Source organism: Massilia psychrophila, from assembly GCF_002760665.1.
GTDB lineage: Bacteria > Pseudomonadota > Gammaproteobacteria > Burkholderiales > Burkholderiaceae_D > JAFCUW01.
In genome coordinates, this window is record NZ_PDOB01000009.1 from 1 (window position 1) to 20,734 (window position 20,734).

Genomic DNA, 20,734 nt, shown 5'->3' on the forward strand with positions numbered 1-20,734 from the left:
CGCCGCGCACCAGGATATGCGTGTCGGGGAAATGGCGGCGAATGCGCTCCAGCACTCGCTTGAGGATCATCGTATTCTCGGCGCCGGTCGGACGCATGGACGAGCGCAATACGGCCGCCACCAAGGCACCGCTGAGGCCCTCGAAAATCACCAGCGGCAGAGAACAGGTGCTGCCATAGTGGTGGTTGCAGAATGCGAATGGCTGCGGGCCATGAGCCTGATCTTGCGTGTGGTCGATGTCGAGCACCAGCACAGCCGGAGCGGTGGCGTAGCCGGCGATGAACTGGTCCACGAGCGCACTGCTGAGGCGGAAAATATCCCTGCGCCGGGCCGCATGTTCGAAACGGGAGATGGTGGAGGCCGATGCCAATGCCGCCTCGTCGTTGAACGGGGCACGGCCCAAGCCAAGACGAAACATCGGGTCGTGGCGCAGCGCAGTGCAACCGTTACCGTCCTCGTAGCCGCTGGCGATCTGATAGACCCGCTGGTTCAGGATGTCGTGTTGCGAATGGGTGACGTAGCTGGCGTGACGTCGGTCGGTGAGCGCCGCCGAGAGCCGCTTGGTCAGGCCAATCTGGCGGTCTATCCCATTGAGCAGCAGTGGCCCGACATCGGACGACAACGCCCCGCCTTCGACGTCGGCCCGCACTGAAAAACCCGGAATGGAAGCAAAGCGGAGCTGTTCTGGCTTAAAATTCATCTTGGGCAAGGTGTGTTTGTGTTGAACGAATAGGTTTCTAGATAATTCCCATTCTATCAATCACTTACGTCACTCTTGCCCTTTTTTATGCAATATCCGGGTTAGGGCGCTACTTTTGCGAACTGTGGCAATATTGCCTTTTATTCATTCTTGCGCTAGGGCCCCGCGATGGTCGGCATATGTCCAGGGTGCAACAATTAAAGCCAAGCATACTCTAAAGTTGTTGACAAGAAACCTTGTAAAAGGCAGAGTTCGTTTTGCTGCTGTTGCAACGCTACCGCGCGGCCGCCTTTCCATGGAACCTTGATGCTTCCTCTGATTTCGTCTCAACTGCTGCGCCTGTTTGCCTGGTGTTGCCTGCTCGTCCTCGCCGGCGTGGCTGGAGCAACCCCCACCTCCGACCTGCGCTTCAAGCGCCTTGGCGCGCTCGACGGCGATGACCTGTCGATCATGGCGCTGTTGCAAGACCGCCAGGGCTTCATCTGGATCGGCACCAATAGCGCCGGACTGTACCGTTATGACGGCTACCAGGCCAGCAAGTATCTCCACGATCCGCGCAACCGGCGCAGCCTGCCGAGCGACCGGGTGCTGGCGCTGTTCGAAGACCCGCAGGGCCAGATCTGGGCCGGGACCCAGGAAGGCGTGGCGCGCTTCGATCCCGCATCGGGCGACTTCACCTCATTGACCCTGCCGCCCGGGCCGGCGCGCCAACGCATGGTCAAGGCGATTGTCGGCGACGGCGCCAAGGGCATGTGGGTCGCGACCTGGGGCGGCTTGCAGCATGTCGACAGCGCCAGCGGCGCCGTGACCGTGTACACGCACGACCAGCAGGACCAGGCAAGCCTGGGCAGCAACGACCTTAATGCGCTGGCGCTGGACCCGCAAGGCGGCCTTTGGATTGCCACCTGGCCGGGCGGACTCGACTATCTGGCGCCAGGTGCTACCCGCTTCGTGCATTATCGGATCGACTCGTCGCAAGCGCCCGACGACAAGCGTAATATTGCCCGCTCGCTGTACTTCGCCGCCGACGGCACCTTGTGGATCGGTACTGAAAACGGCATCGTCACCTGGAACTCCGCCCAGCCATGGTCGGCGCGCCAGCAAATCGCATCGCCGCCGAACCGGATCACCACGCTGTATGGCGACCGCAGCGGCGCGGTGTGGGCCGGCACCCTGGCCGCCGGGCTGCTGCGCTGGGACAAGGGCAGCAGCACGGCGGTGCATTACGTGCACCGCGCCAACGATATACACAGCCTGCAATCGGACCATATCCACGCCGTGCTGCACGATCGCGGCGGCATCTTGTGGGTCGGCTCGTACACCAACGGCATCAGCCAGGTCAACCTCAATAGCCGCGGCTTCGAGCGCGTCATCCCGTTCGACAGCGCCGCCGACAGCCTGTTGCGCGACAATGCGATCCGCAGCATCGACGGCGCGCCCGACGGCCGGCTTTGGCTGGGCAGCAATACCGGCATTGCGCTGTTCGATCCGGCCGAGGGCGCCGTGATCCAGACCTGGCGCAGCGCGCCGAAGCGCCCGGGCGCGCTCAGCAACGACACCGTCTACAGCCTGTACCAGCAGCCGGGCGGGCCGCTGTGGGCCGGCACCGCGGCCGGGCTGAACCGGCTCGACCGGCAGGACGGTGGCTTCCAGGTCATCGGCTTCGGCGCCATCGCCGCCAATTTCATCAACGTGATTGCGCCTGGCGCCGGCGCCACGCTGTGGCTCGGCACCGGCCAGCAGGTAGTGCACTACGATATTGCCAGCGGCAAGTGGACCGGCTACCCGAACAACCCGCTTGATCCGCTCGATCCGGCCAGGCGCAGCGTGGGCGGCACCAGCTGCATCGTCGAAGACAGTCTGGGTCGGGTCTGGATGGGCTCGGAATGGAACGGCGGCGGGCTCGACCTGCTCGATGTGGCCAGCGGCAAGTTCCGCCATTTCCGCCACGATCCGGCCGACCCGGCCTCATTGGCGCACGATAACGTCTCGAGCCTGTACCAGGATCCGCAGGGCCGGCTTTGGGCCGGCACGGCGCGCGGCGTCCAGCAGGTGCTGGTAGGGGCCGACGGCGCCATTTACTTTCGCAGCTACAGCGCAGCAGGCAGCGTCGGCGCGGTCAAAATCCTGGCGATGCGCAGCGACCGCGCCGGACTACTGTGGCTGAGCACGGCAAAAGGGCTGCTGCGGCTCGATCCGGTCAGCGGCAAGATCAGCAGCTATAGTGCCGCCGATGGCCTGTCCGAGGGGTTTGCGCTCAACGTTGCCACCGCCGCGCCGAACGGCGTGCTGTATTTTAGTGGCCTCAATGGCATGACCGGAGTCCATCCCGACAAGGTGCACAGCGTCTCGATGGCGCCGCACGTGGCGATCACCGACATGCGGGTGTTCAACCGCTCGCTGGCCGAAAGCGGGCACAGTGCCGACGTCAAGCTGCGCGGCACGATCACCGCGCCGACCGAGATCACGCTGTCGGTACGGCAGTCGGTATTTTCGCTCGAGTTTTCGGCCCTGCACTACACCGACCCGGCGCGCAACGCCTACGCCTACCGGCTTCAGGGTTTCGACCGCGACTGGGTGCAGGCCGATGCCAACCACCGCAGCGCCACCTACACTAACCTCGATCCCGGCACCTACCTGTTCGAGGTCAAGGCGGCCAACGAGCAGGGCGTGTGGAGCAAGCAGCCGGCCAGGGTAACAATCCGCATCCTGCCGCCGTTCTGGCAGACCTGGTGGTTCCGCCTGCTAGCGGCGCTGCTGGCGACTGGCCTGCTGGCGGCGGCTTACCATGCCCGGGTGCGCAGCCTGACGCGGCGCCAGGAGCAGCTGCAGGCACTGGTCGCGGCGCGCACCGGCGAACTTGAGGAAAGCAACGCCAAGCTGGCGATGCTGTCTTCCACCGACGCCCTGACAGGCATCACCAACCGGCGCGGCTTCGACGAGGCGCTGGCGGCGGAATGGCAGCGCGCCAAGCGCGGCAATCACGCGCTGGCGTTGGTGATGCTCGACGTCGACTACTTCAAAAGCTACAACGATTTCTATGGCCACCAGGCGGGCGACCAGTGCCTGCGCGCGGTGGCCGCGGTGATCGAGACGTTCGGTCGTCGCACCAGCGACATGGTGGCGCGTTACGGCGGCGAGGAGTTCGTGCTGCTGGCGCCGGAGACCGACGCCGCCGCCGCGCTGGCGCTGGGACAGGCCATCTGCCGCGAACTCGAACGGCTGGCATTGCCGCATGCGCAGTCGCCGTACGGGGTAATTACGATCAGTATCGGCGTGGCGGCAATAGTGCCGGCCGACGACAACGATTCGGGCATGCTGGTGCGCTTGGCGGACAGGGCGCTGTACCGCGCCAAACAGGCCGGGCGCAACCGGGCGATGCTGCCGCTTGTCAGCGTTGAAGCGGCACGCGATGCGGCCGATATCGAGGCGCACTGACGGCCGCCCTAGCGCGACCAGCCGCGCTGAGCTGCCGCCTGCTCGCCCTTGGCGTCGAGCGACGGCCCTACCGTGCGCGCGTCGACCGCATCGAGCACCGCCGGCGGCATCGCGCTGCCGGCCTGGCGATAGGCGCCGGCCGCGCCACCGCCACTGTCGGTCAGCACCGGGATGGTCCACTGGCCGTCCGACCGGCACGCCAGCCCGGCCGCCCCGCCGACTGCGAACGTGCGGCAATACTGGCCCTCTTTGGCGACGAAGCTGACGCCGATCGTGATGGCGCTACCGGCGGCCGGCGGCGCGCTCGCCAGTTGCCGCGTCAAGGCCGTGTCGAGCTTGCCACGCGCGGTCAGCGTACCGTTGCTGCCACCCGAAGCGAAGGTGGTTTCACCCTGCACGCTGTGCAAGCCGAGCGTGCCGGCCAGCACACCGACCACCAGGGTGGCGGCGATCGCGCCCCATTCCGGCCACGACCAGCGGTGCGACGTTTCGATGACGACCGGTTTCCTTGCCGCCCGCACGCTGTCGAGATGGACCACCTTCGGCGAGCTTGACGCCGCCTGCCGCAGGCGCCCTGGCGTGTTCACCTTTCCGCTCGAATTTGCCTCGATCAAGACGCCGCTACGCGCCTTCCTGGCCACGCTGTTCGACGAAAACACGTACCAGTTCAAGCCGGTGTTCCGCGGCTTTTACTTTACCAGCGCACTGCAGGAAGGCAGCGTCCAGGACCTGGCGTCGAAACGCGTCGCCAGCCGCTTCGACCTGAAGCTGCAAGAGCAGCAGGCCGCCGCGACCGGCGAACCCGGCGAACCCGGCGAGCAGAGCGGCGGCTTCTTCCTGCACGACCTGTTCCGCAAGGTGATCTTCGCCGACCGCGATCTGGTGGCGCGCTACACCAGCCCCACAAAAGCGCGCCTGAAATACGGCGCGTTCTTCGCCGCCACCGTGTTGCTGGGCTGCTCGCTGGGCCTGTGGAGCTGGTCGGCCATGGGCAACCGCCAGTTGGTGGCGAACGTCCAGGCCGACCTCGAGAAGACGGTGCAGCTGCAGGCCAAGCGCTCCGACTTGCAGTCGCGAATGGAAGCGCTGGAAATTTTGCAGGACCGTATCGAGCAGCTGCAGAAATACCGCGATAGCAAGCCATGGATGCTTGGCTTCGGCCTGTACCAGGGTGGCGCGCTCGAGCGCAAGCTGCGTGACGAATACTATGGCGGCGTGCGCGAAGTGATGCTTGCCCCGGTCGGCGCCGCCCTTGAATCGCTGCTCACCCAGATGAACGCCAACGCCGACAAGCTTGACACCGTGCCGGCGTCTGCGCCCGCGGCGCGGCCTGGTCAGCCCTACCAGGACGCTTCGCCGACCAGCTCGGCCGACGGCTACAACGCGCTCAAGACCTACCTGATGTTAAACGACAAGAGCCGGGCCGAAGCCAGCCACCTGAACGACCAGCTGACGCGCTATTGGCGCGGCTGGCTCCAGGCCAACCGCGGCGCCATGCCGCGCGAACAGATGATCCGCAGCGCCGAGCGGTTGATGAGCTTTTACGTTACCCAGATAGGCGACCCGGCCTGGCCACAGCTGACCGCCAAACTAAGCTTGGTCGACACGGCGCGCGAGAACCTGCGGCGGGTGGTACGCGGCACGCCGGCGCGCGAACGGGTGTATGCCGACATCAAGGCGCGCGCCGGTACCCGTTTCCCCGCGGTGACGGTGGCGCGCATCGTTGGCGAGCAGGACCAGGCGCTGGTGGTCGGCAGCGTCGCCGTGCCGGGCGCCTTCAGCCGCGAGGCGTGGGAGAAATTCGTCAGCGGCGCCATCAAGGACGCCTCCAACAAGGAGCTGCAAAGCAGCGACTGGGTGCTCAAGACGGCGGTCAAGGACGACCTGACGTTAGAGGGCAGTCCGGAGCAGATCCAGAAGTCGCTTACCGAACTGTACAAGGCCGACTACACGCGCGAGTGGCTCAGGTTCGTGCAGGGAGTGACCATCAGCGAACTGTCCAGTTTCGATGCGAGCGTGCGGGCGATGAACCGGCTGGGGGATCCGCAGACCTCGCCACTGGCCAAGCTGCTCACCGCGATCTACCAGGAAGCCTCGTGGGACAACCCGGCGGCCGCCCGCGCCAACATGGCGCGGGTCGAAACCGGCCTGTTCGCGTGGTTCAAACAAACTATCCTGCAGCGCGCGCCAAGCGAAGCGCGCAACGATCTTCGGAGCGACACCGCGGCGATGGGCCCGATTGGGCGCGAATTCGCCGGCGTTGCCAAGCTGGTCGGGCTGCGCGAAAAGGAAGCTTCGCTCATGAGCGGTTACCTCGACAGCCTGTCGCGCCTGCGCAGCCGCCTTAATACGCTCAAGAACCAGGGCGATCCGGGGCCTGGCGCCAAGCAGTCCATGCAGCAGACGTTAGCAGGTCGTTAAAAAAAGCATGAATACCTTCGGGTTTTATCGATGATCAGTCGAATTTATCGCTCTCAAACCCGCATTCAGCCCTGAAACCAGGTTCTGGCCGCATTTCAGGGCGTTTTTTGCGCGTTTTCACGCCTTTCGGCGCTCTCTGGGCGGATTCCGCCTATACCGTCGACAAACGCCAACCAAAAATCGTCGCCATGCGCGCCAGGTTGTAGACCGCAAAAGTGAAAATTGTTTGTGCCCTGACCTTCGCCAGACCGACAAAACGCGCCTTGCGCAGACCACCGATTGTCTTACTCCAGCCGAATATCTGTTCGACCAGTTTGCGTTTCTTCAGGCTTACCGCGTAGCCCTTGTGGCGCGTGATGCGGGCATCGATGGCACTGTGTTTTTTCTGCGCGACGTGCGGTGTAATCTTCAGTTTGCGCAGCTGCTTGACGAATTCAAAGGCGTCATAGCCGTTGTCGGCGCCAAGCGTCGAACCGGCTTTCGTCATGCTCCGCTTCGCCATCGTCAGCGCCGCGTCGCGCTCCGCCGTGCCGGTCGCCAGCGTCGTTTCAGCATCGACCACGAGGCCGTTGCGGTTCTCCATCAGCGCATGGCTCAAGTAGCTCATGCGAGACTTGTCGCCTGCGCTTTTTTTGTACAGACGGGCGTCCGGATCGGTCGTCGAATGGTGCGTTTCGTTGGAGCGTTTCTCGCCCTTGAAATCGACCGTGGCGTTACGTCCGCCATCCTCCGGCGGCTTGCCACTGCCGTCTTTTTTAACGAAACTTTTCATCGACGCCCACGCTTCGATCTGGGTGCCGTCGACCGTGAAATGCTCGTCCGAAATCAGATCTTGCCATTGCGCGATCAGCAACACCTCGGCGAAGAAACGCTGTGCCATGCGCTCGCCGAACAGGCGGTCGCGGTTGGCGCTGAAGGTCGAATGGTTCCATACCGCCTCGTCGATATTCATGCCGACAAACCAGCGGTAGAGCAGGTTGTATTCAATGTGCTGGACCAGCTGGCGCTCGGAGCGGATCGTGAACAACGTCTGGATCAGGCTGGCCCTGAGCAAGCGTTCCGGCGCAATCGACGGTCTGCCACGGCGCGAGTACAGCGGCGCAAACTCGGCGTTCATGCTCTGCAAAATTCCGTCAACCAGAATGCGTAATCTGCGCAGAGGATGCCTCTCAGGAATGCGCTCCTCCAGCGATCGGTAGCTGAACATGGCGTGCTGGGTGACGTCGGTCTTGCGCATGGGGTCGAAGTAAAAAGTTGTTCTCTTCATACAACGTATACCCCCGCCGTCCAGTTGACAGGGCAGTGGAATTTTTCAACAGCCTGCTAAGCCGCCCGGCGTGACGAAGCAGGATAAAAATAGGGGTGCTGCACGGTTCTGTCCGGCAGCGCCCCAAGGTAGTCGGCGCTATGGCCGACCTGGTGATGGGACAGCTGACCGACCGCTACACCAACCGCATGGGCCGCTACCGGCCGTGGCTGCTGCTGCTGGCGGTGCCTTATGGCATCAGCGTGTTCTTCGTCTTCACTACCCCCGACTGGGCCTAAAGCGCCAAGCTGGTGTGGGCCTACGCCACTTACATCATCATGACCGTGATGACGGCGGGCGTCGGGATTCCCTACATTTCGCTGATCAGCGGGCTCACCAGCGACCCGCAGGAGCGCCTCTCAGCCAATGGCTACCGGCTGTTCTTTGCCAAGATCGGCGCCTTCATGGTCACCATCATCGTGCCGATCCTGGCGCAGCGCTGGGGCGGCGGCAACCCGGCCACCGGCTACCAGGCGGCGATGGCGGTGATGGCGCTGATCGGCGTGGCGATGTTCCTGTTTTGCGTATTCAGCACCACCGAACGGGTGATCCACGTAGTCGAGCGGCAGTCGCTGGCCGACCAGGTCAAGCTGCTGCTGCGCAACGACCAGTGGCTGATCCTGTGCGGCGTTTGCATTACCGGCACCGTCGGCTACGTGGTGCGCGGCTCGGTCGCCATCTACTACGCCAAGTACTACCTCGGCGCCGACACCGCCACCGTGTCGGCCTTCCTCTCGATCGGCGTGGCGGCGGCAATCCTGTCGATGATCGCTTCGACCTGGGTCACCAAGTTCTATTGCAAGGTCAAGCTGTTTCGCAACACCCAACTGGCGGTGGCGGCGATCAGCGTGCTGATCTACGTGGTGGTCAAGCCGGGCGACATCATGCTGGCGTTCGTCCTGTATTTCATCTTGTCGTTCGTGGTCGACCTGCACGCGCCGGTGTTCTGGTCGGCGATCGCCGAAACCATCGATTACGGCCAGGTCAAGACCGGCAAACGCGTCTCCGGCTTTGCCTTCGGCGGCATTTCGGTGTGCCAGAAGGCCGGCATGGCGGTCGCCGGCGCGATGGTCGGCATCTTGCTGACGTATTTCAACTACCAGCCGAACCAGACACAGACGCCGCAGGCGCTGGCGGGCATCGCCATGATGCTGTCGGTGATTCCCGGCTTCTTCCATTTCGTCATGGGCATGCTGATGTTCAAATACCGCATCAGCGATACCTACTATACGACCGTGACGGACGACATGCGCACCCTTGGCTACGTCGCCAGCTAAGCTGAAAAACGACCCATGGAACAACTTCTCACACCGCTGATCGCGCAGCGCGCCGATCCCCATATCGTGCGCCACAGCGACGGCCATTACTATTTCACCGCATCGGTACCGCAATATGACCGCATCGAACTGCGCCGCGCCAAGACCATCGCCGGGCTGGCCGACGCTATGCCGGTGGACGTCTGGCGCAAGCCCGACAGCGGCCCGCACAGCGAACTCGTATGGGCGCCAGAACTGCACTTCAACCAGGGCGCCTGGTACGTCTACTTCGCCGCGGCGCCCAGCCGCGAGATCAAGTTCGAGCTGTTCCAGCACCGCATGTACGCGATCCGCAACACCAGCGCCAATCCGCTCGACGGCGGGTGGGAGTTCATGGGCCCGGTCGACACCGGCATCGACACCTTCTGCCTCGACGCCACCACCTTCACCCACAAGGGGCAGTTGTACTACCTATGGGCGCAGAAGGACAAGGCGATCGCCGGCAACTCGAACCTGTACATCGCGCCGATGAAGACGCCGTGGCAGATCGACGGCAAACCGATTATGCTGAGCAAGCCGGAATTCGACTGGGAGACGCGCGGCTTTTCCGTCAACGAAGGGCCGTCGGTGCTGCAGAGAAACGGCAAGGTGTTCATCAGCTATTCGGCCAGTGCCACCGACGAGAACTACGCAATGGGTCTGCTGTGGGCCGACGATGACGCCGACCTGCTCGAGCCGGTGTCGTGGACCAAGCTGGCGCGGCCGGTGCTGCAAACCTGCTACGAGCACGGCGTCTACGGTCCGGGCCACAACAGCTTCACCCGGGCCGAAGATGGTGATACCGTGTTACTTGTCTACCACGCGCGCACCTATACCGAAATCGTCGGCGATCCGCTGTGGAATCCGGACCGCCACATTTTCGTCAAACGTCTGCGCTGGGACGAGCAGGGCATGCCGCTGTTCGGCCGCCCGTCGATCGATTGAAGATGGAGGCAAGCATGAACGACAAGGTCGTCAAGTCGCCGTTCGGCCAACTGGCCGACGGCGCCAAGGTCAGCCTGTACACCTTGGTCAATGCCCACGGCATGGTGGTTAAAATTACCGATTTCGGCGCCATCATTACCGAACTGCACGCACCGGACCGCGCCGGCGTGCTGGCCGACGTGGTGCTCGGCTTCGACATGCTGGCGCCTTACGTGGCGCCGAATCCGTACTTCGGCGCCACCATCGGCCGTTACGGCAACCGCATCGCCGACGGCCGCTTCGAGCTCGACGGCGAAATTTTTCAGTTGGACGTCAACGACGGCGCCAACCACCTGCACGGCGGCTCGCGCGGCTTCCACACCGTCCTGTGGCAGGCGACGCCGGACCAGGAAGGCCTGACGCTGACCTACCGCAGCGCCGACGGCGAGCAGGGCTACCCGGGCAACCTCGACGTCACGCTGCGCTACGAGCTGACCGACGACAACGAACTGCTGATGCGCTGCTCGGCCGTGACGGACCGTGCCACGCCGGTCAACCTGACCCAGCACAGCTATTTCAACCTGGCTGGCGGCGGCGACATTCTCGCCCATGAACTGACGATCCACGCCGATTCCTTCACGCCGATCGACGCCGCGCTGATCCCGACCGGGGCGCTGGCGCCGGTGGCCGGCACCCCATTCGACTTCCGCTCGCCGCGCCCGATCGGCGAACGCATCGCCCAGCCGGACAAGCAGCTGCGCCAAGGCGCCGGCTACGATCACAATTTCGTGCTCGACAAGCAGGGCGGGCGCATGACGCTGGCCGCGCGGGTGCGCGAGCCGGTGACCGGCCGCATCCTCGAGTTGTACACCGAAGAGCCCGGGCTGCAGTTTTACAGCGGCAATTTCCTCGATGGCAGCCTGCCCGGCAAGGGGCGCAGTATCGACTATCGCAGCGGCTTCTGCCTGGAGCCGCAGCATTTTCCCGATTCGCCGAACCAGCCTGAGTTTCCAAGTACCATACTGCGGCCGGGCGAACGGTACATGACCGAATCGCGTTTCAAGTTTTCAGTGGAGAACCACGCATGATGCAATTGGTGGTCGATGGCGAGAACGAACTGGGCGAATGCGTCCTTTGGTGCGAACGTACCGGCCGCTTGCTGTGGACCGACATTCCGGCGGCGACGCTGTGGGCGCACACGCCGGCCACCGGCGACACGCGCAGCTGGGCGATGCCGCAAAAGCTCGCCTCGTTCGCATTCACCGGAGACGACGACCGCCTGCTGCTGGGCCTGGCGAGCGGCCTGGCGTTTTTCACCTTTTCCGGCGCTGCAGTCACGCATATCTGCGACGTCGGGCCGGACTTGGCGGCCACCCGCATCAACGACGGCCGCTGCGACCGCCAGGGCCGTTTCGTGTTCGGCATGTTTAACCAGAAGCACAGCCCACGCGAGGCGATCGGCAGCTTTTATCGGCTCAATTGCGACCTGTCGCTCGAGCGTCTGCCACTCGGGCCGGTGGCGATTGCCAACAGCATCTGCTTCAGCCCGGACGGCGCCATCATGTACTACTGCGACTCGCTCACCAAGGTGATCCGCTGCTGCGATTATGGCGACCAGGTGGGCGAGTCGCGCGTGTTCGCCGACCTGACCGGCGAGACGGGCGAGCCGGATGGCTCGACCATCGATGCCGAGGGCTACCTGTGGAACGCGCGCTGGGGCGCCGGCCGCTTGGTTCGCTACGCACCGGATGGATCGGTCGAGCGGGTGCTGATGCTCGACGCGCCGCAGCCGACCTGCGTCGCCTTTGGCGGTCCGTTGCTCGACAAGGTGTATGCGACCAGCGCGCGCCAGTGGCTGTCCGACGCCGAAGTAGCGGCAGCGCCAAAGTCCGGTGGCGTCTTTACGCTCGCCACCGATGTCATTGGCCTGCCCGAGCAACGCTTCCTGGGCTAAGTCCGTGCTCCTGATAACGATTTCGATATCGATATCGCGAAAAAATTGATTGGAAAGATATTCCCCCAGCTTTTAGTATGACTTATCGCTGGCCTGGGCCACCAATAAGTCCCCGGCGCCAAGAAAATTCTGGAGGAATGGATGTCTGAGATCAAAAAAACGAAGCTGCGTTTGGCCGAATGGTTCGGCTCGCAAGACAAGAACGGTTTCATGTACCGCAGTTGGATGAAAAACCAGGGCATTCCCGATCATGAGTTCCAAGGCAAGCCGATCATCGGCATCTGCAACACCTGGTCTGAACTGACTCCTTGCAACGCCCACTTCCGCAAACTGGCCGAACACGTCAAGCGCGGCATCTTCGAAGCCGGCGGCTTCCCGGTCGAGTTCCCGGTATTTTCCAACGGCGAATCGAACCTGCGCCCGACCGCCATGCTCACGCGTAACCTGGCCAGCATGGACGTCGAAGAATCGATCCGCGGCAACCCGATGGACGCCGTCGTGCTGCTGGTCGGCTGCGACAAGACCACCCCGGCGCTGCTGATGGGCGCGGCCAGCGTCGACCTGCCGACCATCGTCGTCAGCGGCGGCCCGATGCTCAACGGTAAGTTGAACGGCAAGAACATCGGCTCCGGCACTGCCGTCTGGCAGCTGCATGAACAGATGAAGGGCGGCCAGATCAGCATGCACGATTTCCTCTCGGCCGAAGCGGGCCATTCGCGCTCGGCCGGCACCTGCAACACGATGGGCACGGCGTCGACCATGGCCTGCATTGCCGAGGCGCTCGGCACCTCGCTGCCGCACAACGCCGCTATTCCCGCGGTCGACGCGCGCCGCTATGTGCTGGCCCACATGTCGGGCATCCGCATCGTCGAGATGGTGCACGAAGACCTGCGTCTGTCGAAAATCCTGACCCGTGAAAATTTCGAGAATGCGATCCGGGTGAATGCGGCGATCGGCGGCTCGACCAACGCGGTGATCCACCTGAAGGCCATCGCCGGCCGCATCGGCGTGCCGCTGGAGCTGGAAGACTGGACCCGCATCGGCCGCGGCACTCCGACCATCGTCGACCTGCTGCCGTCGGGCCGCTACCTGATGGAAGAGTTCTACTACGCCGGCGGCCTGCCTGGCGCCATCCGCCGCATGGGCGAGGGCGGCCTGCTGCCGCACAAGGACGCGCTCACCGTCAACGGCAAGACGCTGTGGGAAAACTGCATCGACGCGCCGATCTACGACGACGAGGTGATCCGCAAGCTGGACACGCCGTTGATCGCGGACGGCGGCATCTGCATCCTGCGCGGTAACCTGGCGCCGCGCGGCGCGGTGCTGAAACCGTCGGCCGCCTCGCCGCACCTGATGAAGCATCGCGGCCGTGCCGTCGTGTTCGAGGACTTCGCCCACTACAAGGAGCGCATCCTCGATCCCGACCTCGACGTCGACGCCAACTCGATCCTGCTGATGAAGAACTGTGGCCCGAAAGGCTACCCCGGCATGGCCGAAGTAGGCAACATGGGCCTGCCGCCAAAGCTGCTGGCGCAGGGCGTGACCGACATGGTGCGCATCTCGGACGCGCGCATGAGCGGCACCGCCTACGGCACCGTGGTGCTGCACGTGGCGCCGGAAGCGATGGCGGGCGGGCCGCTCGGCATCGTGCGCGACGGCGACTACATCGAGCTCGATTGCCACGCCGGCAGTCTTCACCTGGACATCGGCGACGCCGAGATGACGGAGCGGCTGGCGCTGCGCGCCAAATTGCAGGAAGCGGCAAAAGGCGCCGGCATGAAAGGCGGCTATCAGGCTTTATATATCGATCACGTGCTGCAGGCCGACGAAGGCTGCGACTTCGACTTCCTGGTCGGCTGCCGCGGATCGGCCGTGCCGAAGCATTCACACTAATTAGAATATCTGGAGACCCCATGCTGCTTGTACAATTTCTGAACGCCGCCGGCCAGCGCCGCGTCGGCATCCTGCAACACGATACCATCCGCGAAATCGACGGCGTCGAATCGACCCTGGCGCTGGCTCAGGCGGCGATCGCCGCGCAAACCGGGCTTGAGCAACTGGCCGCCTCCAAATCCGGCGCGCAGACCCACGCGTACGCCGACGTCGTCGCCGGTGGCCGCCTTCTGGCGCCGCTCGACCATCCGGACCCGGCGCACTGCTACGTCACCGGCACCGGCCTGACCCACCTCGGCAGCGCCGACACGCGCGATTCGATGCACAAGAAGTTGTACCAGCAGGACGGCGGCGAGATGGACGCGCTGTCGGACAGCATGAAGATGTTCCGCATGGGCGTCGAAGGCGGCAGGCCGGCGGCGGCTTTGGTGTCGCGCCGGAATGGTTCTACAAGGGCGACGGCTCGATCGTGCGCGCCAGCGGCCAGCCGCTCGAGATGCCCGAGTTTTCGCTCGACGGCGGCGAAGAGCCGGAGATCGCCGGCCTGTACGTGATCGGCGCCGATGGCCAGCCTTACCGGGTCGGTTACGCGATCGGCAACGAGTTTTCCGACCACGTCACCGAGCGCCAGAACTACCTCTACCTTGCGCACTCGAAGCTGCGCGCCTGCAGCTTCGGCCCCGCGCTGCTGGTCGGCGAACTGCCGGCGCACGTGCAGGGCCATTCGCGCGTGGTCGGCACCGATGGCAAGGTGCGCTGGGAAAAGGCCTTCGTCAGCGGCGAGCAGAACATGTCGCACACGATCGAGAACCTCGAGCACCACCACTTCAAGTACGCGCTTTTCAAGCGCCCTGGCGACGTCCACGTGCACTTCTTCGGCACCGCCACGCTCAGCTTCGCCGACGGCATCTTGGTGCAGCCGGGCGAGACGTTCGAGATCGAAGCGGACGCCTTCGGACCGCCGCTGCGCAACCGGCTGGCGATTGTCGAATCCACGAGTGCGAAAGTGAAGACCTTATGAACATTACCGGTAAAGCCCTGATCGGCGGCGTCAGCGAGCGCGGCAACGGCGCCAACTTCAAGGCCGTCGACCCGGCCCTGCGCGCACCACTCGAGCCGGCCTTTTACATGGTCGATGCAGCCCAGATCGACCGCGCCTGCAACCTCGCACGCGACGCCTTCGACGCTTTTCGCAACACCAGCGACGAGCAGCGCGCCACCTTCCTCGACACCGTCGCCGACCAGGTGATCGCCATCGGCGACGAATTGATCGTGCGGGCGATGGCCGAATCCGGCCTGCCGCGCGCGCGGCTCGAGGGCGAACGTGGCCGCACGGTCGGCCAGCTGCGCCTGTTCGCCGCCTTGCTGCGCGAAGGCTCGTGGCGCGACGTGCGCATCGACAGCGCGCTGCCGGAGCGGGTGCCGCCGCGGCCTGACATGCGGTTGCGCCTGATCGGCGTCGGCCCGGTCGCCGTGTTCGCCGCCAGTAATTTTCCGTTGGCGTTTTCGGTGGCCGGCGGCGACACCGCCTCCGCCTTCGCGGCCGGCTGCCCGGTGGTGCTGAAGGCGCACTCGGCGCATCCGGGCACCTCCGAACTGGTCGCTCGCGCGGTGGTGAAAGCGGTGGCGCTGTGCCAGCTGCCGGCCGGCGTGTTTGCACTGCTGACCGGCACCGGCAATGGCATCGGCCAGGCGTTGGTGGCCCATCCGGCGATCCAGGCGGTCGGTTTTACCGGCTCGCGTTCCGGCGGCCAAGCCTTGATGGCGGTGGCTGCGGCGCGGCCGCAGCCGATTCCCGTGTATGCCGAAATGAGCTCGATCAACCCGGTGTTTTTGCTGCCGGGCGCGCTGGACCGGCGCGCCGAAGAAATCGACGCCGGCTTCGCCGCATCGCTGACGATGGGCGTCGGCCAATTCTGCACCAATCCCGGGCTGGTACTGGCGATCGACGGCGAGCAGTTCGACCGCTTCGCCGCCAGCGCCGCCAGGGCGCTCGACGCCACCGAAGCGGCTACCATGCTGACGGCCGGCATCGCGGCAAGCTACCAGGGCGGTGTGCAGCAGCTCGCCGCGCACGACGCCGTCATCACGCTGGCGCACACCGCGCACGGCGAAGGCAAGGGCGGCGCCGCGCTGTTCAAGACCAGCGGCGCGGCCTTCCTGGCGCAGCACGCGCTGCATGGCGAAGTGTTCGGCCCGGCGTCGCTGCTGGTCGCCTGCAAGGACGCCGATGAGGCGCGCCTGGTCGCCGAAAGCCTCGAAGGCCAGCTGACGGCGACCATCCAGATGGAAGCAGGCGACATGGACGAGGCGCGCAAGCTGCTCACGGTCCTCGAACGCAAGGTCGGGCGCATCCTCGTCAACGGTTTCCCGACCGGCGTCGAAGTGTCGACCGCGATGGTGCACGGCGGCCCGTTCCCGGCGACCTCGGACGGGCGCAGCACGTCGGTGGGTACGGCGGCGATCAACCGCTTCCTGCGCCCGGTGTGCTACCAGAACATGCCGCAGGCGCTGCTGCCCGAGGTGCTGCGCGACCATAATCCTGCCGGCACATGGCGGCGGCGTGACGGCTCGCTCGGCAAAGCGTAATCATTAGCGCTATCACCACACTACAAGAGCAGACGGAGACAGCATGAAACAGTTGGCCAACTATGGCAGCCTGCGTGGCAAGCGGGTATTTGTGACCGGCGGCGGCACCGGCATCGGCGAGGCCATCGTGGCCGCCTTTGCCGGGCAGGGCGCCGTCGTCGGGTTCGTCGACATCGCGCGCGAGGCGAGCGATGTCCTGTGCGCGCGCTTGGCGCAGGCCGGCCTGCCGGCGCCGCAGTTCCGCCACTGCGACATCACCGATATCGCCGCGCTGCAAGCGACGATGGCCGAACTGGCCGCCGAGCTGGGCGACTTTGACGTACTGGTCAACAATGCCGCCAACGACCAGCGTCACGACATCGCCGACGTCTCGCTCGACTACTGGAACGAGCGCATCGCGGTCAACCAGCGGCCGATGTTCTTCACCTGCCAGGCGGTAGTGGCAGGCATGCGCAAGAAGGGCGGCGGCGCGATCATCAACTTCAGTTCGATGTCGTGGCACGTCAAGGGCAGCGGCTACCCGGTGTACGCCACCACCAAGGCAGCGGTGATCGGCCTGACGCGCAGCCTCGCGCGCGACCTCGGCAAGGACGGCATCCGCGTCAACACGGTCACGCCTGGCTGGGTGATGACGCAGCGCCAGGTCGAGCTGTGGGTGAACGACGCCGCCAGGGTCGAGATCGCCAAGGCGCAGTGCCTGCCAGGCGAACTGATGCCGGACGACATCGCATCGATGGTGCTGTTCCTCGCCGCCGACGACAGTGCGATGTGCACCGGGCAAGAATTCATCGTCGACGCCGGCTGGGTCTGATCAATTCAAAATGGGGTCAGACCCCATTGAAATTAAATGGGGTCAGACCCCATTGAAATTCGGTCCGGGCACGATTTCTACCTATTTAAAACGGGTCTGACCCCTTTTTTATAAAAGGCAGGTTTGACCTCCGACGCGCCTCTGCAGCGCATGGGATTCGCATGCTCATCACGTTCAAACATACCGTCGCGGTGTTGGCCGCGAGCGCCTTTGCGGCGCCCGCGCTGACCAGCCCCGACCATCACATCAAGGTGCGCGTGGCCGTCACGCCGCAGCAGAGTTCGATATCCGCGCCGCATGGCGGCTTCGTCGCAATATTTAAATAACTAAAAAACACCAGGAGACAGCAATGCACGCACTCAAACACACCGTCCTCGCACTGGCCTTCGCCGCCGCGCCGGCCTTCGCGCAGGTCAGCGTGACAATCGACGCTGCGCATCCGGGCGCGGTGATCAACAAGAACGTCTACGGCCAGTTCGCCGAACACCTTGGCACCGGCATCTACGAGGGCATGTGGGTCGGCCCCGGCTCGAAGATCCCCAATACCAAAGGCTGGCGCAACGACGTTGTGGGCGCCCTGAAGGACCTGCACGTGCCGCTGGTGCGCTGGCCGGGCGGCTGCTTCGCCGACGAATACCACTGGAGGGACGGCACCGGCCCGCGCGCCAAGCGCCCGGTCAAGGTCAATACCAATTGGGGCGGCGTGGAAGAGAGCAACGCGGTCGGCACCCACGAATTCTTCGACCTGGTCGAGATGCTGGGCGCCGACGCCTACGTCAACGGCAACCTCGGCTCCGGCACGCCGCAGGAGATGTCGGAGTGGGTCGAGTACATGACCTCCGACAGCAAGTCGACGCTGGCAAACCTGCGCCGCAAGAACGGCCGCGAGAAGCCGTTCAAGCTGGCGTATTTCGGCATCGGCAACGAGGCCTGGGGCTGCGGCGGTAACATGACGCCTGAGTATTACACCGGCATGTACAAGCACTTCAAGAGCTTCCTGAAGGCGCCTGAAGCGACGCGGCCGAAATTCATCGCCAGCGGCGGCAACGACAACGACACCAAATGGACCGATGTGATCAGCCGCGATGCCGCGCACGAAACCGATGGCATCAGCTTCCATTACTATACGATCCCGACCGGCAAATGGGAGGTCAAGGGCGCCGCCACCGGCTTCGACGAGGCGCAGTGGATAGCGACGCTGGCAAACACGCTGAAGATCGATGGCATGATCACGAATAACGTGGCGAAGCTCGACAAGAATGACCCGGACAAGAAGATCGGACTGTTCGTCGACGAATGGGGCACCTGGTACGACGTCGAGAAGGGTACCAACGCCGGCTTCCTGTTCCAGCAAAATACGATGCGCGATGCGGTGGTGGCGGCCCTCAACTTCAACATCTTTCACGCCCACGCCGAGCGCGTGCGGATGACCAATATCGCGCAGATGGTCAACGTGCTGCAGGCGATGATCATCACCGACAAGGACAAGATGATCCTGACGCCGACCTATCACGCGTACCAGATGTACGTACCGTTCCAGGATGCGACGTCGCTGCCGGTGGCGCTGGCGAATAACGTGCCGTACAGGGTCGGAGGCGTCAGCATCCCGGGCGTCAGCGCCTCCGCCGCGCGCGGCAAGGACGGCAAGCTGTGGCTCGCGCTGGTTAACACCAACCCGGGCCAGCCGGTCGATGTCGCCCTCGACGTCGGCGGCCGGCACATCGCCGCGGTCAACGGCCAACTGCTGACGGCCGCCGCGATGGATGCCCACAACACGTTCCAGCAAGCGACGACGGTCAAGCCGGTGCCGTTCAGCGCCCGCGCCGCCGGCGGCAAGTTGAGCGTTAAGCTGCCGGCCAAAGCGGTGGTCGTGGTGGCGGTCGAGGTGCAACCATGAGGCTCACTGTGCTTGCGCTGGCCGTCTCGATCAGCCTGGCGGCTTGCGGCGGCGGCAGCAGCGGCAGCGCGGTCACCCCGGCGCCGGCGCCCGTGCCGACGCCATCCCCAGCCCCGGCGCCGACCCAAACGGCAGTCACGTTCACCAACGTTTCGGTGCACGATCCGGCCGTCATCAAGGTCGACGCCACCTGGTACGTCTTCGGCTCGCATCTGGCCGCGGCCAAGTCCACCGACCTGATGAACTGGACCAAGACCGCCGACGGCGTTACCGCAGCCAACCCGCTGTTCAACAACGTCGTCACGGCGCTGGCCGATACCTTCGCCTGGGCACAGGTGACGGACCTGTGGGCGCCGGACGTGATCAAGCTCGATGACGGCAAGTTCTACATGTACTACAACGCCTGCAAGGGCGATTCGCCGCGCTCCGCGCTCGGCTTCGCGGTGGCCGATAAGGTGGAAGGCCCGTACACCAACAAGCAGATCCTGCTGAAGTCCGGGATGTGGGACCAGATCAGCGACGACGGCACCATCTACGACGCGCGGATCCACCCGAATACGGTCGATCCGACCACGTTGCGCGACAAGGACGGCGCGCTTTGGATGGTCTACGGCTCGTACTCGGGCGGCATCTTCATCCTGGCGATGGACAAGGCGAGCGGGCTGCCCAAGCCGGGCCAGGGCTACGGCAAGCACCTGATGGGCGGCAACCACGCGCGCATCGAAGGCGGCTACATCATGTATAGCGCGCAGTCGGCCTACTACTACCTGTTTACGTCCTTTGGCGGGCTCGATGCGAATGGCGGCTACAACCTGCGCGTGTCGCGCTCGCGCAATCCGGATGGCCCGTTCGTCGACGCCAAGGGCACCGACATGGCGACCGTCAAGGCGAATCGGGCGTTGCCGCTGTTCGACGACGCCAGCGTCGCGCCGCACGGCCAGAAGCTGATGGGGAACTACCAGTTTGCGCTGGCGGCCGGCGAGAGCGGCACGCCGATCGGCTACGTCTCGCCCGGTCACAACTCGGCGCAGTACGACGCCGCCAGCGGCAAGTACTTCATCCTGTTCCACACCCGCTTTCCAGGAACCGGCGAAGCGCACGAACTGCGGGTGCACGAAATGTTCATCAGCGAGGACGGCTGGCCGGTGGTGGCACCGTTCCGCTACGCGCCGCTGACGCTGGCCGTGCCGACGATCAGCGCGACCGTCACCGCGGCCGACGCCGCCGGAACGTATAAGATGATCAACCACGGCAAGGACATCAGCACCTCGGTCAAGTCCTCGCAGGCGATCAAGCTGGCGTCGGATGGCACAGTCAGCGGGGCGGCGACGGGCAGCTGGGCGCACAAGGGTGGCAACAACGTTGGAATCACGCTCACCGGCGGCGGAACGTTCCACGGAGTGCTGTCGCGCCAGTGGAATACCAACGCGAACGCCTTCGTCGTCACCTTCACGGCGCAGTCGGTGGACGGCGTGTCGATCTGGGGCGCCCGTAGCGGCCACTGAA

General features: G+C 64.6%; 13 protein-coding genes and 3 pseudogenes. 13 read left to right on the forward strand and 3 right to left on the reverse strand.

Annotated elements, in window-relative coordinates; all coding sequences use genetic code 11:
* Positions 1-700 (reverse strand): IS1380 family transposase (locus tag CR103_RS22005; protein ID WP_229442905.1); only part of this gene is annotated, 700 nt, incomplete at its 3' end.
* Between the two features lie 306 nt (positions 701-1,006).
* Here CR103_RS22005 and CR103_RS07620 point away from each other — a divergent pair.
* Positions 1,007-4,138, forward strand: a complete 3,132-nt coding sequence (locus CR103_RS07620; RefSeq protein WP_099915400.1) for a ligand-binding sensor domain-containing diguanylate cyclase — start codon at positions 1,007-1,009, stop codon at positions 4,136-4,138.
* 8 nt (positions 4,139-4,146) lie between these two features.
* Here CR103_RS07620 and CR103_RS23285 read toward each other — a convergent pair whose 3' ends face one another.
* Positions 4,147-4,725 (reverse strand): hypothetical protein, encoded by a 579-nt coding sequence (locus CR103_RS23285; RefSeq protein ID WP_229442917.1) that lies wholly within the window; start codon positions 4,723-4,725, stop codon positions 4,147-4,149.
* Between CR103_RS23285 and CR103_RS07625 the strand changes: the two are divergent.
* Positions 4,709-6,553, forward strand: a pseudogene (locus tag CR103_RS07625) (ImcF-related family protein); the annotation flags it as partial. The gene CR103_RS23285 and the pseudogene CR103_RS07625 overlap by 17 nt on opposite strands.
* Positions 6,554-6,710: 157 nt before the next feature.
* Here the strand turns inward: CR103_RS07625 and CR103_RS07630 are convergent.
* Positions 6,711-7,796: an IS5 family transposase gene (locus CR103_RS07630; RefSeq protein ID WP_099915402.1), complete on the reverse strand. Its 1,086-nt coding sequence runs from the start codon at positions 7,794-7,796 to the stop codon at positions 6,711-6,713.
* 125 nt (positions 7,797-7,921) lie between these two features.
* On the opposite strand from CR103_RS07630, the pseudogene CR103_RS07635 reads away from it, so the two are divergent.
* The 11 genes and pseudogenes from CR103_RS07635 to CR103_RS07680 all read left to right on the forward strand — a co-directional run bounded on the left by CR103_RS07635 (position 7,922) and on the right by CR103_RS07680 (position 20,733).
* Positions 7,922-9,142, forward strand: a pseudogene (locus tag CR103_RS07635) (MFS transporter).
* Positions 9,143-9,157: 15 nt separating this feature from the next.
* Positions 9,158-10,105 carry a glycoside hydrolase family 43 protein gene (locus CR103_RS07640; protein WP_099915403.1) on the forward strand — a complete coding sequence of 316 codons (948 nt, stop codon included), beginning with the start codon at positions 9,158-9,160 and terminating at the stop codon, positions 10,103-10,105.
* Positions 10,106-10,119: 14 nt separating this feature from the next.
* A complete protein-coding gene (locus CR103_RS07645) occupies positions 10,120-11,172 on the forward strand; it encodes an aldose epimerase family protein (protein WP_099915496.1) in 1,053 nt (350 codons plus the stop codon).
* A complete protein-coding gene (locus CR103_RS07650; protein ID WP_099915404.1) occupies positions 11,169-12,038 on the forward strand; it encodes an SMP-30/gluconolactonase/LRE family protein in 870 nt (289 codons plus the stop codon). Before CR103_RS07645 ends, CR103_RS07650 begins: the two co-directional genes overlap by 4 nt.
* Positions 12,039-12,179: 141 nt before the next feature.
* Positions 12,180-13,931, forward strand: coding sequence for an IlvD/Edd family dehydratase (locus CR103_RS07655; protein WP_099915405.1), 1,752 nt, complete (start codon positions 12,180-12,182; stop codon positions 13,929-13,931).
* A gap of 20 nt (positions 13,932-13,951) precedes the next feature.
* A pseudogene (araD1, locus tag CR103_RS07660) lies at positions 13,952-14,952 on the forward strand (AraD1 family protein).
* Positions 14,949-16,520 carry an aldehyde dehydrogenase (NADP(+)) gene (locus tag CR103_RS07665; protein WP_099915406.1) on the forward strand — a complete coding sequence of 524 codons (1,572 nt, stop codon included), beginning with the start codon at positions 14,949-14,951 and terminating at the stop codon, positions 16,518-16,520. Before araD1 ends, CR103_RS07665 begins: the two are co-directional and overlap by 4 nt.
* A gap of 43 nt (positions 16,521-16,563) precedes the next feature.
* Positions 16,564-17,331, forward strand: coding sequence for an SDR family NAD(P)-dependent oxidoreductase (locus tag CR103_RS07670; protein WP_099915407.1), 768 nt, complete (start codon positions 16,564-16,566; stop codon positions 17,329-17,331).
* A gap of 161 nt (positions 17,332-17,492) precedes the next feature.
* Entirely contained in the window at positions 17,493-17,657 is a 165-nt protein-coding gene (locus CR103_RS22565; protein WP_180279317.1) for a hypothetical protein, read from the forward strand.
* A gap of 23 nt (positions 17,658-17,680) precedes the next feature.
* Entirely contained in the window at positions 17,681-19,228 is a 1,548-nt protein-coding gene (locus CR103_RS07675; RefSeq protein WP_099915408.1) for an alpha-N-arabinofuranosidase, read from the forward strand.
* A complete protein-coding gene (locus CR103_RS07680; RefSeq protein ID WP_099915409.1) occupies positions 19,225-20,733 on the forward strand; it encodes a glycoside hydrolase family 43 protein in 1,509 nt (502 codons plus the stop codon). Before CR103_RS07675 ends, CR103_RS07680 begins: the two co-directional genes overlap by 4 nt.
* Position 20,734: the final 1 nt, after the last annotated feature.

Coding starts and splice junctions, on each gene's coding strand:
- CR103_RS07620 (WP_099915400.1), top strand. CDS start 1,007: ATGCTTCCTCTGATTTCGTCTCAACTGCTGCGCCTGTTTGCCTGGTGT.
- CR103_RS07630 (WP_099915402.1), bottom strand. CDS start 7,796: ATGCGCAAGACCGACGTCACCCAGCACGCCATGTTCAGCTACCGATCG.
- CR103_RS07640 (WP_099915403.1), top strand. CDS start 9,158: ATGGAACAACTTCTCACACCGCTGATCGCGCAGCGCGCCGATCCCCAT.
- CR103_RS07645 (WP_099915496.1), top strand. CDS start 10,120: ATGAACGACAAGGTCGTCAAGTCGCCGTTCGGCCAACTGGCCGACGGC.
- CR103_RS07650 (WP_099915404.1), top strand. CDS start 11,169: ATGATGCAATTGGTGGTCGATGGCGAGAACGAACTGGGCGAATGCGTC.
- CR103_RS07655 (WP_099915405.1), top strand. CDS start 12,180: ATGTCTGAGATCAAAAAAACGAAGCTGCGTTTGGCCGAATGGTTCGGC.
- CR103_RS07665 (WP_099915406.1), top strand. CDS start 14,949: ATGAACATTACCGGTAAAGCCCTGATCGGCGGCGTCAGCGAGCGCGGC.
- CR103_RS07670 (WP_099915407.1), top strand. CDS start 16,564: ATGAAACAGTTGGCCAACTATGGCAGCCTGCGTGGCAAGCGGGTATTT.
- CR103_RS22565 (WP_180279317.1), top strand. CDS start 17,493: ATGCTCATCACGTTCAAACATACCGTCGCGGTGTTGGCCGCGAGCGCC.
- CR103_RS07675 (WP_099915408.1), top strand. CDS start 17,681: ATGCACGCACTCAAACACACCGTCCTCGCACTGGCCTTCGCCGCCGCG.
- CR103_RS07680 (WP_099915409.1), top strand. CDS start 19,225: ATGAGGCTCACTGTGCTTGCGCTGGCCGTCTCGATCAGCCTGGCGGCT.